Below are 15,724 nucleotides of genomic sequence, written 5' to 3'. Positions count from 1 at the left end.
TTGCTCGATATTCAGCCAAATGAAGAAGATCATCCCGCCCGATGTAAAATCACAGGAATAATCATCTTTCAGGACTCTGCAACATGGAAATCGACGAACTGGACCGCCGCATTTTGCGCGAACTGCGCCGTGACGGCCGCCTGAGCAACACCAAGCTGGCGGAAAAGGTCGGCCTGTCCACCACGCCGTGCTGGAACCGCGTGCGGGCGCTGGAGGAAGGCGGGCTGATCGAAGGCTACACGGCGCTGCTCAGCCAGCAGGCGCTGGGCTACCCGGACACCGTCATCATCGAAGTCACGCTGGACCGCCACGACGACGATATCTTCGAAAAGTTCGGCCAGGCGCTGGCCGACCTGCCGGAAGTGATGGAAGCCTACCTGCTGACCGGCGAATACGACTACCTGATCAAAGTGGCGGTGGCCGGCACGGCCGGCTACGAGGAATTCCTGCGCCGCAAGCTGTACAAACTGCCCGGCCTGCGCCACAGCCGCTCCACCTTCGTGCTGCGCTGCCTGAAACGCGCGCATTCGGTCGAGCCCTGAAGTGGTTTATTAACATTAATAAATACTCAATACCCAAATAAGACACTTTAGCCAATAGCCTTGCCCTTTTATTTTTTCGATAGTAAATTAAAAATAGAATATCTAATAAAAGGGGAAGCACGATGCAACTTGCTAAAATTTCCGCATTAGCAACATTGACCATCCTTTCATCCTCCGCCTATGCGGTGGACAGCAGTTTCAGCGGATTTGCGCAATTTACCGCCGGACGGGTTTTAAGCGGAAGTTCCGCCGGCCCCACTCCCTATCAACTCAATGCCAAGCCGGGATACAGCTACCAATGTCCCTGCTTTACCGGCAATTATGAATATGCCGGCGTCTATGAATACCATAAAACCGATCTGCGTCCGGAGTCGCTGGCCGGGGTGCAGGGCAATTTCAAGTTCACGCCCGAATTGTCAGCCACGGTGCAGGTGGTTGCGCGCGGCGCCGACAGTTCCGTCAATGCCGACTGGGCCTATGGCAGCTACAGGATCTCGGATAACCTGACCCTGCAAGTGGGCCGCAAGCGCTTGCCGCTGTACTACTACTCGGATTATATGTACGTCGGCTACGCCTACCCGTGGCTGCGGCCGTCGCAGGACCTGTACGCGTGGCAGATCTACTCCTACGACGGCGCCAATCTGCTCTACACCAACAACGTCGGCGACTGGACCTACACCGGCAATGTCTGGATCGGCCGCCGCAAGAGCACCGACAACGAGCTGCTCGGTAATCTCTACTATTCGACCCAGATCGATGAGAGCTGGAAGAAGATGATCGGCGGCTATATCGACGCCAGCAACGACATCTTCAGCGTACGCGGGGTCTATATGCATACCGTGGTCGAGCGCTACTCCGTCATCAACGGCGTGCGTACGCTGGTCATGACCGGCCCGAATGGCGCTTTCGTCAATGACGTCGGCCAGGCGTTTTATGGCGTGTCCTTGAATATGGATTATAAGAACTGGCTGCTGCGCAGCGAGATTAATTATATTAACCGACCGTCGGTTAAAAACACCTATACCGCCCAGTCGTACTCGGGCGGATATAAGATGGATAAACACACATTCATGATTTCCTGGTCGCAATTCCAAGAAAGAGCCGAGTATTGGCCAACCGGCACCGAGAAACACGATACCACCTCTCTGAGTTATCGCTGGGATTACACCACCTCGCAGGCGCTGAAGGTGCAATTCGACAAGATCAACGATAAATCAAAATTCCAGTTCACCGGCGACGCCAACCTGCTGTCGGCTTCCTGGCAAATCGTCTTTTAATACGGAGGGGTTTTATGCGGAAAATTATCAAGCCGGCGGCGCTGATCTGCGCCGCGTTCCTGTGCAATACAGTGGCCGCGATGGAGATCGTGGTGGTGGTCAATCCCAAGAATCCCGCCAGCCGCATGTTCTCGGATCAGGCGTCTCAGTTCTTCCTGGGCAAATCCAATATGTTCGTGCCCCTGGACCAAGGCGAGAAATCCCAGATACGCGCCGAGTTTTACCAAAAACTGTCCGGCAAGGATGTGTCCCAGGTCAAGGCGGCGTGGGCCAAGATCGTTTTCACCGGCAAGGGCGTGATGCCGGCCGAGCTGCATTCGACGGCCGAGGTCAAGAAGGCCATCGTGGCAGACATCAACGCCATCGGCTACATCGAAAAGTCCGCCGTGGACGACAGCGTCAAAGTCATCCTGACCCTGCCCTGAGGCCCGCCATCCGCTTATGTTGTCGACCGCACAGATGGAGCGCCGGAAGCGGCGCATTGTGCAGGTGCTCAAACAACTATAAAAGGATGAACATGAACCAGCCCCTCAAACTCGCCATCGCAGTCGCTGCAATGACGCTGGCGTCGCAAGCCATGGCGCAGATTACGTTTTACGAACATGACGGCTGGCGCGGTCGCACCTTCACCGCCAACGGCAACCGTCCAGTCCACGACTTCTCGCGCACCGGTTTCAATGACCGCGCCTCGTCGGTGGTGGTCGAACGCGGCCAGTGGGAAGTCTGCGACGACGCCAACTTCCGCGGCAACTGCATGGTCCTGCGCCGCGGCAGCTACGAGTCGCTGGCCGGCATGGGCATGAACGACCGTATTTCGTCGGTGCGCTCGGTAGGCCGTCGCGCCCGCTATGAAAATGAAGCACCGGCGCCGCTGCCGCAGCCAACATATGAATACCGCCGCCGTCCGAGCGAGCGGGTCATCGAAGTGCCGATCACCTCGGCGCGCGCCGTGGTCGGCACGCCGGAACAGCGCTGCTGGGTCGAACGCCAGCAAGTGACCGAACCGGCCCGCGGCGGCACCAACGTCGGCGGCGTCATTGCCGGCGCGCTGATCGGCGGCATCCTGGGTCACCAGGTGGGTGGCGGTACGGGCCGCGACGTCGCCACGGCCGGCGGCGCAGTCGCCGGTGCGGCCATCGGCAACAATATGGCCAACAACAGCAACTCGCAGAGCTATGCCCGCGACGTGCGCCGCTGCGAAAACGTCAGCAACCCGACGCCGGAATACTGGGACGTGACGTATAACTATCGCGGCCAGCAACACCGCGTGCAGATGAGCACCGCCCCAGGCCAGACCATCGCCGTCAACGCCAAGACCGGCGAACCACGCATGTAATGCTGGAATTTGCCCACATTTCCCAAATTAACTGGGATGTGGGCAAACCAGCAAGTATACTCAATCCCCCAATTGGGCCGGCCTTGAGACTGCATGCGTAAACTACTCCCCTATTCCTACTACGGTGGCGACACCGACGAGCAGCAGCAGTTCTACTCTGAACTACGGCCGGTAGCCATTATTTCGCAAAGCGTCGGAATGGTGAGCTGGCTCACGGCCGCCGTCCTGCTGGTCTCCAGCGGACAGTCGCTGCACGCCAGCCTGCTGTTCGGCGTGCCGGGCATGCTGCTCAGCCTTGCCATCTCGCTGCGTGCCGCTTCCGTCAGAGCGCTGGTCATCTCGGGCATCATCGGCACCACCGCCACCGCGTTTGCCTTTCGCCTGCTGATGGCCTACTGCCCCGACCCGACCTTCTGGGTGCTGCCGGTCGGCACCGTGCTGACCTTGTCGGCCGCGCCCATCTTCGGCGGGATGATCAATTACATCGGCGCCGCCGTCGCGGTGTGGCTGATACTCACGGTCGGCAATTTCCCTGCGCAGCCGGGACAGCTCACGTTCAATCTCGCGCTGCTGGTCATGGGCAGCAGCTTCGCGATGGCGATCTATTTGCATGCCTATTTCCTGAACCTGCGGGTACGCAGCCACCGCGCGCGGCGGGAGCTGGCGGAAATGGCCTTCAAGGACCTGGTCACCGGCTTGAACAATCGCCGCAAATTCACACTGGAAGTGCGCCGCGTGCAGTCGCTGCCCTCGCAGACGCCGTTGTTTTTCCTGATGATAGACATCGACGACTTCAAGAAGATCAACGACACGCTGGGCCACGACGCCGGTGACGAAGTGCTGATCCACACAGCACAGGTGATCGGCAAGCTGGGTGCCGGCCATCTGTGCGGACGCCTGGGAGGCGAGGAATTCGGCGTCTTGTTCCATGGCGAGGCCGCGGACGCACTGGACTTTGCCGCCGCGTTGCTGGACGGCGTGCGCGCGGCGACGCATCCACCGCGCACGGTCAGCATCGGCATCGCCGAATTCGACCGGGACAGCGACCTGGCGGTCAGCTACAAGCGTGCCGACGAGGCGCTGTATCGCGCCAAACGGCAAGGCAAGAACCGCTATGTGCTGGCGGCCGATATCAAGGCCGCTGCTTGATCCGGGATTGTCGATTTGAGGGTGCGGCCCGGGACTTGCGCGCGACACGCGCGTACGCTGGGCGCTTGAGGAAGTAGACCAACCCTACCTGGAGCGCCCTGTTTCGTTCGCCGCGATGAAGGAGCCGACGCATCTGGCTATTCATCCGTTTGGACAGATTCCAACTGACGAGCAAGACGACCAGTTTGCTAGTGCGTCATTGGGCGAACTGGCTGGCGCAGGATCAGCGTCCGTTCCTCTGGAGCAGTTCGTTGCCAGTCATCGAGGTAGATCTCGTGATACGGTCCATTAGGCTCCAACCCACGATCCGGCAGGACTGTTCGATACAGTTGATCTAGCAGTGGACCTATCCGATCGGGAGCGCCTACATGCCTCAACTGCACACATGGACCTTCCTCAAATGAAACTATTCGCAGGGAATCAGGAAGCGGACCCAGCTGCGAGCTTACTTCCTGAACCGCTTGATCAAACAATTCTTGGGTCGTCCATGCCGGCAAAACAATCATCGCCCGCCAGTTCCAGTTGGCGCGCACGCCATCGGCAAGTTGGGCCGGATCGTTAGCCCAGTAGAGCAGTTCTACCGGCGCGTCGATGAAGTTCTTTCCCATCCTTTTACGTGCCTCGCGGCGAATGGGCTGGATGGCCTGGAGGAGGATCTGAATAGCTGCTCCAATGGCAGCACGGTTGGCGCCGCCAACGCCATCAATTGCTGCATAGATTAATTCTGGCACGGTGGCTGCTTCAAAATCAGCTGTTCCAGGCATGTACAGCTGTTTCAGCAATGCACGGTCTTGTGTGAGATCGATGGTCATTCAGGCCTCCAGGGTCTAGTTTGCATGTAGGCAATCGTGCCCACCTTGCACGACGTCGCCCTCGTACCATTTTCTCCTACTTCAGCAGATAAAAAAAGGCCGCCCGACGGCTGCCTCTCGGTAACTCAAGCGCAAGTACTTAGAAGATAAGCATCCAGCGCGCCCACCTGTACAGCCTGTTCAGCGCGGGATAGAGTTTGGAAATGGCAGCAGCGTATCGAGTTGACTGTTGGGGCACGTCGGGAGACGTTCCAGTACGCTGGACAGCCAGCGCAGCGGATCGAGCCCGTTCAGCTTGGCGGTGGCGAACAGGCTTTGAATAGCGGCGGCGCGGCGGCCGGCCCGCTCCGAACCGGTGAATAGCCAGTTCTTCTTGCCGATGGCAATAGGACGGATGGTGTTCTCGGCCGGATTATGCCGAATGCCGGATTATGCCGCATCCATGACAGCTGGAACGGAGTTGTCAGCGCCATCGGCAGCGGGTTGGGGGCGGCTTTTTTTTATTAATAATATAAACGATATAAACAATAACCACACAGCGCCGCGCCGCCCGTGGCGCCGGCTCGGTCAAGGCCGCGCAGCGCCCCGCAGGGGCTTGGCCTTGACGGCCACAAAAAAAACACGCTTGCACCGCTTGTAGACGCGGGGTTGGGGTTGTGTGGTTTTTGACCTGGCTAACGGCGAAGGTGTAGCAGGGGTTTCGCGTTGCGCAGCAATGCGCCTGCGGAACGACATGCGCGACAGCGTATGGCTCTACGGCGGCAAGCGACGCAGGAGCGCGCCCTGTGCACCTGACTGGCTTGCGCTTTCCCCCTGACTGACGGCAGCGCGCGGCCGTAAGCGCCAAAGGCGCGCACGCCGTAGCGCTGAATGCTTGATGCGCCCACAAGGCGCACTGAATGGCCTGGCAGACGCGCAGGGGCGCAAGACATAACGCCTCGTTCCGCGAAGTCGCCCCACCAAGTGGAGCGCAGCGCAACGACTGGGGCGACTTCGCGGAATGACGCGTTATGTGAACATCGGCGCGCAGCGCCGATTTCCCCCGGAGAGGCTGTGTCTTTGCTGCAGTTGACCTGACTGCCGGCGCAGCGCGGCGGCAAGCGGTGCGTCGCACCGCGCGCCCCGTAACCCGCGAACGAACCAAACGTGGCCCTTGCTATCCGCGTGCGGCTGGCGGGATCGCACAGCGACTGATTGGGTCGTTCCAATCAACTACGGCCGAGTCCGTGTTTGAGTGTCGGCACAGCACCCGTCACACGGCCCCTGTCACGCGGGAACAGATCCCGTCACGTTAAGCCCGTTACGTTTAATTCCAGATCAGACACTAGGCAAATTCAGGTTTCCTATTTCATCATTTCGGCGAAGCGCAACCAGGTCAGGTAACGAACTCTCCCCAATCGTTAAGGCTTTCTTTACCGCCTCCATGTCACCCGCTTGCCGAACCAATTCTTGCTGCATTAGAGGATGAGTCAAGATCATCTCCTCAAGGTTAGGAGCATTCGGCCTCATGTTCTCTATCTCCTGAACAAAAAGGTCAACCGAATCTGTCGCATACGTAGCAATCTTAGCGATCATCTCTGGTTGAGGGTTCAGGACATGGTCGAGCAAACTGCAAATTGCGAAGCAAGCATCTTGTGCCGAAGTTACACGCAGAAAATCAAAGTCGTCAGAGTGGGGAGCAACAAATTCGCATTCTTCAACAAGCCTCCTAACCTCATCAAGCGATATTGCCTGGCCACTCAAATCCAGCCATACCAGATCGAGCGCCTGCCGTAAGGTTTCCGGCCGTCCCCACTGAGCCTCTTGTTGGAATGCCACGTAATTCGGAAATAACCGTTCGCAGCAAAGCACGCCAAATGCTCGCTGTCCCTTAACACTTATATCGCTCAATGCTTGAAGCACCGCTTTCTCATTAAATGCTGGCAATGCCATTTAAACCTCACAATTCATTTCAATGGGCTCAAAGGTTCTATCCCTTCACCTTCGAGACGGCCGGCACACCCCGAGCAAATGGGTCGACTTGCAGAAGTCCCTGTAGGTGTCAGCCCCATTTCTTTAGCCGAATTCACGCCAGTAACTTCGGCATGTCCAACCCCAACACCTTCAACCTCATTTTTCGATAAGGCATTTCGTTGAGCTGGTGAGAGGCGGCGCTCACTAGAACTTATAACGCGAATCCCCTCTTCCGTCTCAGTGACGGCTGTTGTCCTGGCACGCTGCGCTCTTGGATCAAGGAGAGAATGTAATTGTTTTGCACGCTCAGCAGCAGATAGCTCTTGGCCCGCTCTTGCAGCCTGAGCACCACGCAACAACTTATACCCATCCCAAGCCTACACTCCAAAACGCTCAAACGGAACAAGACTCCCGGAGATAATGGCCATCGTACCAACCATACCAGATGCATGATCGGTTATATCGACACGCCTAGCACTAGTCCCTAGGATCTGCTCGCCGTTTCCATTCGTTCCGTAATCATGGAACTCCTGCACGATGCCCTGCAACGGATCACCTGGCGATCTACGCGAATGGTCCTGGAATCCGCTGTTTGCCGACAACGTTTAAGAATTTAGATTAAATCCTTCTAGCACAGACTCAATTTCGTTGGGATCAAAATATGCATCCATAACATTATTGTCTTCTGCATTCCAAACACAACGTTCTTGCCCAATTTCGTCTTTCATTAGCAATATGGTCACAGCGTCAAAGGAGGACATGCCCAAATGCGAAATATGAAATCTAGAAAAAGTATCGCGGTAAACCTCAGTCTTATCCATGTCAGGTCCCACATTTACGAGCACAGAACAAGCCAAACGCTGAAACACGAGATCCCGTGGCAAATCAAACAGACCGGACTCAAATCTATCTCTGGGTATTGATATGAAATCGCGAATCCAGTTGAGACATCCTTTCAAATCTACAGATCGGTCGTTCTTATTGCCGACGACCATCCCATTTATCCAAAAATAGAAATAACCAAAAGTCCAATTATCCACAACGTCGCAAATCTCCCACTCGACAGCAAAACGCTCTTTTATTCCAATTAGCATGATTAGTGTCCATTTAATCGATCTACTGCATACGGAGTTAAGTTCCGCACCCCATCCCCAACTCTCTCGATCCCGCTGAAGTGTGCGGTTCCATCATTGCTCGGCGAATATCGATAAATTTGTCCATCAGAATTCTTGCCGAACCAAGCGGTTGGATTGGCCGGATCGTTCGGTACGGCCTTTGAAAATACATTCTCCGCATCGGCTGGAAGTGGAGTCTTTGCTGGATTGAATCCTCTCTGACCGGGAACGTGGGCCGGATTGACATGATAAGATGGCTTGGGGCCTTCGTAACGCGGAAGCTTACTTGTGGGATTAGCTTTCATGCCGCGTAACTGCATGGCCAGCCCAAGATAAGCAAACCAGTTCTCTTTGAAACTTTCTTTGGCCGCAATACGGTCGCCCACAGCCAAGTCCCATGTATCGGAAACCAGTTTTTTCGCTGTTACGACAACTTGAACCAGATTCTTCCCAGGATAGTCATCAGGGTCATAATGAGGAGTAAAGAAGCTTTGGCCTGGGGGGCTGTAGTTCTCGCTACTCTCTGGTCGACCAGGATTATTTATCCCAGCATTGTTTGCCGAATCTAATCTTTCACGTCAATTTGAAGTGTTTTCCCGGTCGCACTCATAGCTGAAGTTAAAAGCTCCGCCAAATCAGCTGGGGCATCGATCAGTCCTCCTAGATCGAAGCCGACCTGCCCATCAGTCTCCAATAAATGGATCCCATTGCTAAGCACTTGCGCCGTCGTACGGGGTTCCTCTTCAAAGCGATAGGCGGTGACGTCGGTGAGCAGAAATGTAACCAGCCGCCATTTATCACCTTGCTGCCCCCAGTCACGTGCAAGCACGTCGACTTCCAAATCTTTCGTGCCACGCAGTCCGTAGCTAATCTTAATGGACTGAAGCAACGCGTCAGTGAAGTCATAAAAATTCTTAAATATTTCTTCGTTTTTCATTTGCATTTAAAGACCTATTGGGGTATGCGGAACCACGCCAGAGGGAATAGCATCCCATCCACGAGGAAGCTCACTGTTCGGAATATGCGGTTTTCCAGCTCCATGACCAGACGCCGGATTTCCAGGCTCAGGGAACGTATGGCCGTGACCCGATGGTGCGCCGGGGCCGTGGTTCTTGAAGTCGACGTGTCCAACTACATTTCCCTCCGCGTCATAAATAGCGTTTTGAACCGCCTTTCCCGTCTTGGGGTCAATGTGCGTATAGGCGGAATTCGGTGTCGCACCGCTGGTCCACGGCTTAGTCTTGCCGCTAAATCGGGAAAGTGCATTGGCGGCGCGTTCAGCCCTAGAGGACTGGAAAGCACGGTACCCCCAAACGAAAGGACGTTCAAATGGAATTCCGCTTGCTGCGATTCCGAACATCGTCCCAACTTCACCTGACGCGTGATCGCGCATTTCGACACGCCTAGCGTTGGTCCCCCAGACCTGCTCACCTCTTTCATTCCGCCCATAATCACGGCCTTCTTGTACCCATCCTTTTAAAGGATCGCCAGGGCTCTGCCTAGAATGATCTGGTGTGTTTGCCGAATCAATTTCGCTTTCGGGCGTGCTCGCTCGTTAGATCATACTTGCCGAGCAGTCCGACAACTTGATTCATTATCATAGACGCTTCGTTTACCCGCTGTCGCTCCAAGGAGACTTGCACATCTACATCGCGGTAAGAAAGAAAAAGTTTACAAATATCTGTGTCAAAGCATATGACAGTGCCAACGGAATATGTTGAGTCAGCCTTATTTGGCAATCGATGAAAAAACCACGTATCCCGTCCACAGTTGGCATCGCAATTCAACCATCCGAAGGGCGTTTTGGAAAAATGAAGATCCCCCTTACTCAGCATCTCTTTGAAGCCAGAGGGCATGCCGTCACCATGTCGATCTTTACTCGATTGAAGCAGCAGCCCCCACTTGCCGTGATATGGCCCATTCGGCAGAGCGACAAATGCGCCCGGATTACGATCCAGACCATCCGTCGCTTCTGTTCCAGTTGAGCTAATTACCGCCTGAGCAGGAAATCTAAAGCTTACGTCTGCTATCTCGACATCCATAGTTCTTTTGCTCCACGCATAAAATACTACGACCAAAAGAATTGCTATGCCGATTAGAAATTTATTTTTTATTACCATCGCATCCCTCACACCATGTAACCGGATAAGAACTCGCCGGCAACCCACCCAACGTGCCACCAAAGGCACCGGGTGAGACTTCATACTTAGAGAAAACATCCCAGTGATAACCTGCCACCTGATTCGGAGATAGAAGACCAGGCACACCGACTTGGTCTCGCATATCGATCCCGACCGCATCAGCATGAGCGCGCGCAAGGTCCAATCCAATCTTTTGCATGGTAGCGTCCTTCTCGGCGCCAGTACCGCTAAGGTTCAATCGCAAAACCGTCCAAGTAAATTTCGAAGAGGTTTTTTGCCACGCAGTTGGCTTATTAAGAAGTTGAGGTGCCCACCCCGACAACGCGGTCTTTGCAACCGGATCGTGACTAACCAGGTTTCGTGACTGCCAGAAAGAAATGAAATCACCTTTATCAAGATACGCACGTTGATCTTTTGTGACCTCAAGTTTTTGCCCTGGTATTACAACGCACTGCATACCTGCGTCGCAACCATTAATCTGACCGGTAGCCTGCGTGGCCTTCGCTCCTACGTAACCACTGATTGCCGAACTCGCGTCCTTTTTCTTTGGATCATTTTGAACCGTACCGCTAGGGCCTAATGACTTGCTGCCAGCTGCAGAAGCTGAGCTTGCCGCCTTGTCCTCTGCCGCCCATTTTTGGCTAGCGATGGTCGTCTTGTCACCAAATTCGGATGCACTATTCGTCATCCCTTTGCAAATAGTCTTCTCGCTACCATCTGAACAGAACCCGGTCGGATCGGTCAGGTTCGTTGGGTTATTCAGAACGTAGCTATAGCGGTTATAGCTCTGCCCGTTTAGTGGATCCTCTACGAACGGATCACCCGACAAGAACTTCGCCACCAACGGATCATACACGCGCCCATTCATGTGCACCAGATCCAGCGGATCGAGCATCTCGTGGCCGGTGTAGCCCTTGTTGTCGACCACACCGTCCAGGTTGTCCGGCACCGCGCTGCCATCGGGTAGGCGGCGCTTGCCCCATGCGTCGTAGGCCAGCTGCTCCTGCACCACACCGGTCTCGCCGCTGATCGCCACGGGACTGCCCAGGCGGTCGCGGTGCAACCAGTGCAGTTCGGTCGCCGTCGCGTTGGCCTTGTCGATCTCCACGCCCAGCCTCATCGGCCAGTAGGTCTTCACCGACACCATCCGGCTCTGGCTATCCAGTTCGACCTCCTGGGCGCCGCCATACACTGTCATCGTGCCGTCGTCGCGCGTCTGGCGGGTGCGCTGGTGTTCGGTTCCGTAGACGAAGGTGCTCGATTTGCCGCCCTTGGTGATCCTGATCGGCATGTCGAAGTTGTTCCACGTCGCCGTGTGCCATGGATCGCTCAGCAGATTGCCGTTGTCGTCGTAGCTGAAACTGCCCGGCACGCCAGCGATGCTCGACACCGCGTGCGGCCTCACCGCCGTCGCGCCCTGCGTCGGGTAGGCATAGTTGCCATTGCCTACGCCAGTCTTCGACAGTAGGTTGCCCGCGTCGTCGTAGGTGAACACCTTCGGCGCCGCGCCGATCTGGCTCAGTTTCAACCGGTTCAGGTCGTCGTAATCGAATAGTTCGCTGAAGCCAGCACCGGCCCAATACTGCGTACGCAGCGTGACGTTGCCCAGCTTGTCGTACTCGTAGCCTTCCGTTAACAGCTCGGCCGTACCGACCTTGGTCAGGCTGCCCTTCAGGCGGCCGCTCTGTTCATCGTAGGTGTCGGTCTGCACCAACCCATTACCCAGCATGGCGGCGGTCGGGCGATGCAGCGCATCCTGCTTGGTCGCCTCCCACAGAACCAGACCCTTGCGTTCGACTCGCGCCAGATAGCCGAACTGGTTGTAGCGCTGCGCGAACTCCCGGGCCTGATCGTTGCCGTGGTTGTAGGTCAGGTTGATCACCCGGCCCCAGGTATCGTATTTCGGCGTGCTCACATAGCTGCCGTCGTACAGCTGCTGCGTCGTCGCGGCCGGCCGGCCCAATGCGTCGTAGGTATGTACGCGGCGGTAATCCTTGTTGTCCGGCTTGCCCGTGTACGCTTCCGCCAGCTGGCCTACGCCCACCGCCGCCGTGTCGTAGATCCAGTGGCTCTCCAGGTTGTCCTCGAGACGATCCACCATGCGGTTCAATGCGTCGTACTTCATCTTGGTGTACGGATTGGCCGGCGGCGTCGGCAAGGCTGCCTTAACGCGCTGGATCGGGTTGACCTGCTTCCACGTCAGGCCCAGCGGATTGACGGAATAGTCGATCCGGCCCAGGTCGGGATCGTTCAACTGGATCTTGCGGCCCAGCGAGTCGTACTGCACGGTGATGACGTTGCCGTTCGGGTCGATCGTCTTCACCAGGCCGCCCCATGCGTCGTAGCCGAAGCTGGTGGTCACGGTCTTCTTGGTGGGCGTCGTCAGCCGGTTTTCCACGGACGTTGTCTGGCCCAGCACGTTCTTGAATTCGACCCGCACCTGCGACTTCGCATTGGTCAGCGTGGTGTTGGCGCCGACCGAAAACTGACCCAGCGTAAAAATCCCGTGAGCTGGACTTACCGTCAGACCAATTCCATGCACTGGCGGCAGCGCTCCAACCCAAAAAGCGCGCTCGCTTGGCGCTTGAAGCAGGCACTGCGCGAGCTCTATCGGAGCGCCGTGGCCGCCAACTGCGCCAACAAGGCCAAGCAGGACTTGATGGACTGGATATCCTGGGCCAGCCGTTGCAGGCTTGAACCGTTCAAACGCCTGGCAGTCCCCCTCAAGGAGCGCCTGCCCGGTGTGGTGCGCGGCATGCTCGACGGCCGCAGCAACGCCTATGTCGAGGCCATGAATGGGATGCTCCAGCAAACCAAACGCGCCGCCCGCGGCTTCCGCACAGTGACCAATTTCATCGCCATCGCATATTTGCGCATGGCCAAACTCAAACACTTGCCGGTCAATCCGTTATGCGCCGCCGCGCCACGCGGATTGGGCGTTACCCGGCATTTCGCCTGAAGTCAAATTCCACTGGAAACGGCATAGAGCCAAAAAAATAGACAAATCGCTGCCACTTTTTTTAAATTAGCATCTCAATCAATAACGCCAATTTATAGCGGACAAGCGGATCGGGCAACGGAACAAATCATTCCGAATCGATCGATAGGTCTATAAGCTCATCAATGGTGAGTTTGTCGGTTGGCTCCGCAAGAATCTTACCTGATAAGAATTCTTTATTTCCAGCAATAACAGCCGGAATAGTAAACTCAATAGGAAAGATTGAAGCTATAGGCTTGCCCAAAAACAATGACAACGCTTCACAGCCACGTCGAGGATAATCAACATCATGATACCGCGCCAGATCAAACCACTCTCCGTCGTGAAATATTGAAGCGGTAAGAAAATGCCTTGTTGAAATCGGACTATTTAGAGATATATTTCCTAGCAATGCCCATTTCTTTGTGCCATCAGCAAGTGTAACTTGCAAGCCAGCAATTCTATTCAACATAGAATCCACTGGCAAATCCGCCACGGGGTTGACCATTACGTCACCATTCCGTTCAGAATTGCTTAGTTCCCAAATAGCACATCTTTCAATATCGTCAATTGACAATTCACTTAGTTTTTTCATATCACTTCACCTTCGCCCCTTCTCTAACTGCGGCATCCCATAGATGAGTCCCAAATCTGGCATCAAATGCTTTTGTATATTTTTCAAACTTTACCATATTTGCGGCCTTTTCAAATTCAGAAAGAGATTCGTAGTAAGCAGTAGCACCACCTTTAATTTGCCGTTTCAAAATCTTATCCAAACCGCTATGAAAAGCGTCATGAATAGTTTTGGGCAACGGCTCCAGCAGTTGCTGAAATTGCCCCCCCCCAGATACATAGGGTATGGGTGATGAAACTTTACAGCATCATCAGTCCCTTTTGCCAGTGCAAGCACTATTTTTTCCGCCGCTAGTGCGCAGGGACACGCGTTATGAACAAAAGCTCTTTGTACTCCGGCAAAATACGTGTGGAAATCCGCTACTGTAAAGTTATACGTAGTTTCAACATTATTCAAGGCCTTCAAAGAGACAACCGTTAGGCGATTTTTGGCGGCATCTATGAGATGCATTCCAGCAACCAGGTTAGTAGTTTCCACCCAACCTTTTTCATCGACCCAAAACGGATGATTATCTGTCACTTCTATGCGTGCTTCTTCACCACTATCCGACCGGCTAGTAAGTTCAAATAGTGCTTTCCCATTGGTAACGATTAGCGCAGTTACCGGCTTCAAAGTAGTTTCACCCGTTTGAACACTACGCGAAAGAACGAGTTGGCCTACCTTTATCGTTTCTATAGGCGTTGAACCTTCTTCCGTCTGTATTGGCGTCCCGGCACGGAAACAGCATCCGCACGCTTCCGCCGTCTTCTGCACAGTAGTAGTAGCTCTGGTTAATGACGAAAAACCACTAACTAAGATCCCTTCGTTTGGCACTCCCTCTAATATTTGCATTGCAGCATCGCTTACCGAGAGATTTGCTGTGGCAGCCTTCTGTAGTTCCCATAAGTCAATCCAATAGCCAACAAACTCTCCGTGCTCGTCATTTTCGGAGGCAACTCCCTCCGGGATACCCGTTCCAAAAGTTGCGGTAGCCTTCACACGAATGGCGATATTAGATCCAGTTTTTACCCATTTTCCAATTAAGTTTAATGTTGGCTTTGTTCCTTCTTTAAGGGCATCTCGAGTTCTCTCAAGTAGGTTTTTAAAATCCCACTGCGCCATTGCTATTTCTACTCTATTACCCGAAACGTAGATACTCTGGACTGGTTCGAAACCGGTAGGGTCAGTCAAATTCGTCGGATTATTGAGAACATAGCTGTATCGGTTATAATTTTGCCCATTTTGCGAATCCTGTACCAATGGATCAGCCGACAAAAACTTAGCAATCAGGGGGTCATACACACGCCCGTTCATGTGCACCAGATCCAGCGGATCAAGCATCTCATGGCCGGTGTAGCCCTTGTTGTCGACAACTCCATCCAGGTTGTCCGGCACCGCGCTGCCATCCGGCAGGCGGCGCTTACCTTGCTTGAATTGCTGGTGGTGATCGTCATCATCGGCTTGCTTGCCGCTTTCGTGGCGCCGCGCTATTTTTCCCAGATTGGACGATCGCAGGTCCAGATCACGCGTGGCAGCACTGCTTGCTACGTTCCACCACGGCCTCCATCTGCCGCGATGCTTCCGCTTTCGTTTGCCCATTCGCCGCCGTGCCTACCTCGGCACCCAGTATGGCCCGCGACGACATCCGGTCGTCTTCCTCCATATCGGGCGCAGTTGCCTGCCTTGTTGCGTCATCGATTTGCATCGAGGTCAAATGTCCTAATCGCGTTGTTGTCAAGGGGAACCCAATTTTCCCCAGTTGTGGGAATCGAAAATTCCCCACCCCGTTCATGCTTCAGCCTCTTCCGG

Annotated in this window: 16 protein-coding genes and 3 pseudogenes; 8 read left to right on the top strand and 11 right to left on the bottom strand. The window is 54.9% G+C overall.

All coding sequences use genetic code 11. The features are described from left to right. The first annotated feature begins 83 nt into the window (after positions 1–83). The 6 genes and pseudogenes from AC1RMD_RS06305 to AC1RMD_RS06280 all read left to right on the top strand — a co-directional run. A complete protein-coding gene (locus AC1RMD_RS06305; RefSeq protein ID WP_116989168.1) occupies positions 84–542 on the top strand; it encodes an Lrp/AsnC family transcriptional regulator in 459 nt (152 codons plus the stop codon). 122 nt (positions 543–664) lie between these two features. Then, the gene (locus AC1RMD_RS06300) at positions 665–1,819 is read left to right on the top strand and encodes a hypothetical protein (RefSeq protein ID WP_492924734.1); all 1,155 of its coding nucleotides are present in this window, start codon (positions 665–667) and stop codon (positions 1,817–1,819) included. 14 nt (positions 1,820–1,833) lie between these two features. Then, on the top strand, positions 1,834–2,244 hold the full coding sequence (locus AC1RMD_RS06295) for a type 2 periplasmic-binding domain-containing protein (RefSeq protein WP_492924732.1): 411 nt from the start codon (positions 1,834–1,836) through the stop codon (positions 2,242–2,244). A gap of 92 nt (positions 2,245–2,336) precedes the next feature. Next, positions 2,337–3,155: a beta/gamma crystallin-related protein gene (locus AC1RMD_RS06290; protein ID WP_492924730.1), complete on the top strand. Its 819-nt coding sequence runs from the start codon at positions 2,337–2,339 to the stop codon at positions 3,153–3,155. Between the two features lie 93 nt (positions 3,156–3,248). Next, positions 3,249–4,304 carry a GGDEF domain-containing protein gene (locus tag AC1RMD_RS06285; RefSeq protein WP_492924728.1) on the top strand — a complete coding sequence of 352 codons (1,056 nt, stop codon included), beginning with the start codon at positions 3,249–3,251 and terminating at the stop codon, positions 4,302–4,304. Positions 4,305–4,329: 25 nt separating this feature from the next. After that, positions 4,330–4,485, top strand: a pseudogene (locus tag AC1RMD_RS06280) (thioredoxin domain-containing protein); the annotation flags it as partial. A 7-nt stretch (positions 4,486–4,492) separates the two neighbouring features. Here AC1RMD_RS06280 and AC1RMD_RS06275 read toward each other — a convergent pair. The 8 genes and pseudogenes from AC1RMD_RS06275 to AC1RMD_RS06240 form a co-directional block, all read right to left on the bottom strand. Further along, positions 4,493–5,116 (bottom strand): GyrI-like domain-containing protein, encoded by a 624-nt coding sequence (locus AC1RMD_RS06275; RefSeq protein WP_492924726.1) that lies wholly within the window; start codon positions 5,114–5,116, stop codon positions 4,493–4,495. 180 nt (positions 5,117–5,296) lie between these two features. Beyond that, a pseudogene (locus AC1RMD_RS06270) lies at positions 5,297–5,539 on the bottom strand (transposase domain-containing protein); the annotation flags it as partial. Between the two features lie 894 nt (positions 5,540–6,433). Further along, the gene (locus tag AC1RMD_RS06265) at positions 6,434–7,048 is read right to left on the bottom strand and encodes a DUF416 family protein (RefSeq protein ID WP_492924724.1); all 615 of its coding nucleotides are present in this window, start codon (positions 7,046–7,048) and stop codon (positions 6,434–6,436) included. A gap of 626 nt (positions 7,049–7,674) precedes the next feature. Further along, the gene (locus AC1RMD_RS06260; protein WP_492924722.1) at positions 7,675–8,163 is read right to left on the bottom strand and encodes an Imm42 family immunity protein; all 489 of its coding nucleotides are present in this window, start codon (positions 8,161–8,163) and stop codon (positions 7,675–7,677) included. 2 nt (positions 8,164–8,165) lie between these two features. Then, positions 8,166–8,570 carry a hypothetical protein gene (locus AC1RMD_RS06255; protein ID WP_492924720.1) on the bottom strand — a complete coding sequence of 135 codons (405 nt, stop codon included), beginning with the start codon at positions 8,568–8,570 and terminating at the stop codon, positions 8,166–8,168. Between the two features lie 179 nt (positions 8,571–8,749). After that, positions 8,750–9,121, bottom strand: coding sequence for a hypothetical protein (locus AC1RMD_RS06250; RefSeq protein WP_492924718.1), 372 nt, complete (start codon positions 9,119–9,121; stop codon positions 8,750–8,752). 589 nt (positions 9,122–9,710) lie between these two features. Beyond that, positions 9,711–10,226: a hypothetical protein gene (locus tag AC1RMD_RS06245; RefSeq protein WP_492924716.1), complete on the bottom strand. Its 516-nt coding sequence runs from the start codon at positions 10,224–10,226 to the stop codon at positions 9,711–9,713. A gap of 61 nt (positions 10,227–10,287) precedes the next feature. Continuing rightward, positions 10,288–12,054 (bottom strand): RHS repeat domain-containing protein, encoded by a 1,767-nt coding sequence (locus tag AC1RMD_RS06240; RefSeq protein ID WP_492925648.1) that lies wholly within the window; start codon positions 12,052–12,054, stop codon positions 10,288–10,290. A 729-nt stretch (positions 12,055–12,783) separates the two neighbouring features. Here AC1RMD_RS06240 and AC1RMD_RS06235 point away from each other — a divergent pair. Then, positions 12,784–13,284: pseudogene (locus tag AC1RMD_RS06235) on the top strand (transposase); the annotation flags it as partial. 127 nt (positions 13,285–13,411) lie between these two features. Here the strand turns inward: AC1RMD_RS06235 and AC1RMD_RS06230 are convergent. The 3 genes from AC1RMD_RS06230 to AC1RMD_RS06220 are packed head-to-tail and all read right to left on the bottom strand — an operon-like array spanning position 13,412 to position 15,310. Beyond that, positions 13,412–13,897 carry a hypothetical protein gene (locus tag AC1RMD_RS06230; RefSeq protein WP_492924714.1) on the bottom strand — a complete coding sequence of 162 codons (486 nt, stop codon included), beginning with the start codon at positions 13,895–13,897 and terminating at the stop codon, positions 13,412–13,414. Between the two features lies 1 nt (position 13,898). Next, a complete protein-coding gene (locus AC1RMD_RS06225) occupies positions 13,899–14,066 on the bottom strand; it encodes a hypothetical protein (RefSeq protein ID WP_492924712.1) in 168 nt (55 codons plus the stop codon). After that, positions 14,063–15,310 (bottom strand): polymorphic toxin-type HINT domain-containing protein, encoded by a 1,248-nt coding sequence (locus tag AC1RMD_RS06220; protein ID WP_492924710.1) that lies wholly within the window; start codon positions 15,308–15,310, stop codon positions 14,063–14,065. The genes AC1RMD_RS06225 and AC1RMD_RS06220 overlap by 4 nt, the downstream gene beginning before the upstream one ends. On the opposite strand from AC1RMD_RS06220, the gene AC1RMD_RS06215 reads away from it, so the two are divergent. Further along, positions 15,260–15,724: prepilin-type N-terminal cleavage/methylation domain-containing protein (locus AC1RMD_RS06215; RefSeq protein ID WP_492924708.1), on the top strand; the 465-nt coding region annotated here is incomplete at its 3' end. The two genes, AC1RMD_RS06220 and AC1RMD_RS06215, sit on opposite strands and share 51 nt — an antisense overlap.

This window comes from Duganella sp. GW822-FHT06D06 (assembly GCF_058799615.1).
This window is presented reverse-complemented; position numbering and strand designations above follow the sequence as displayed.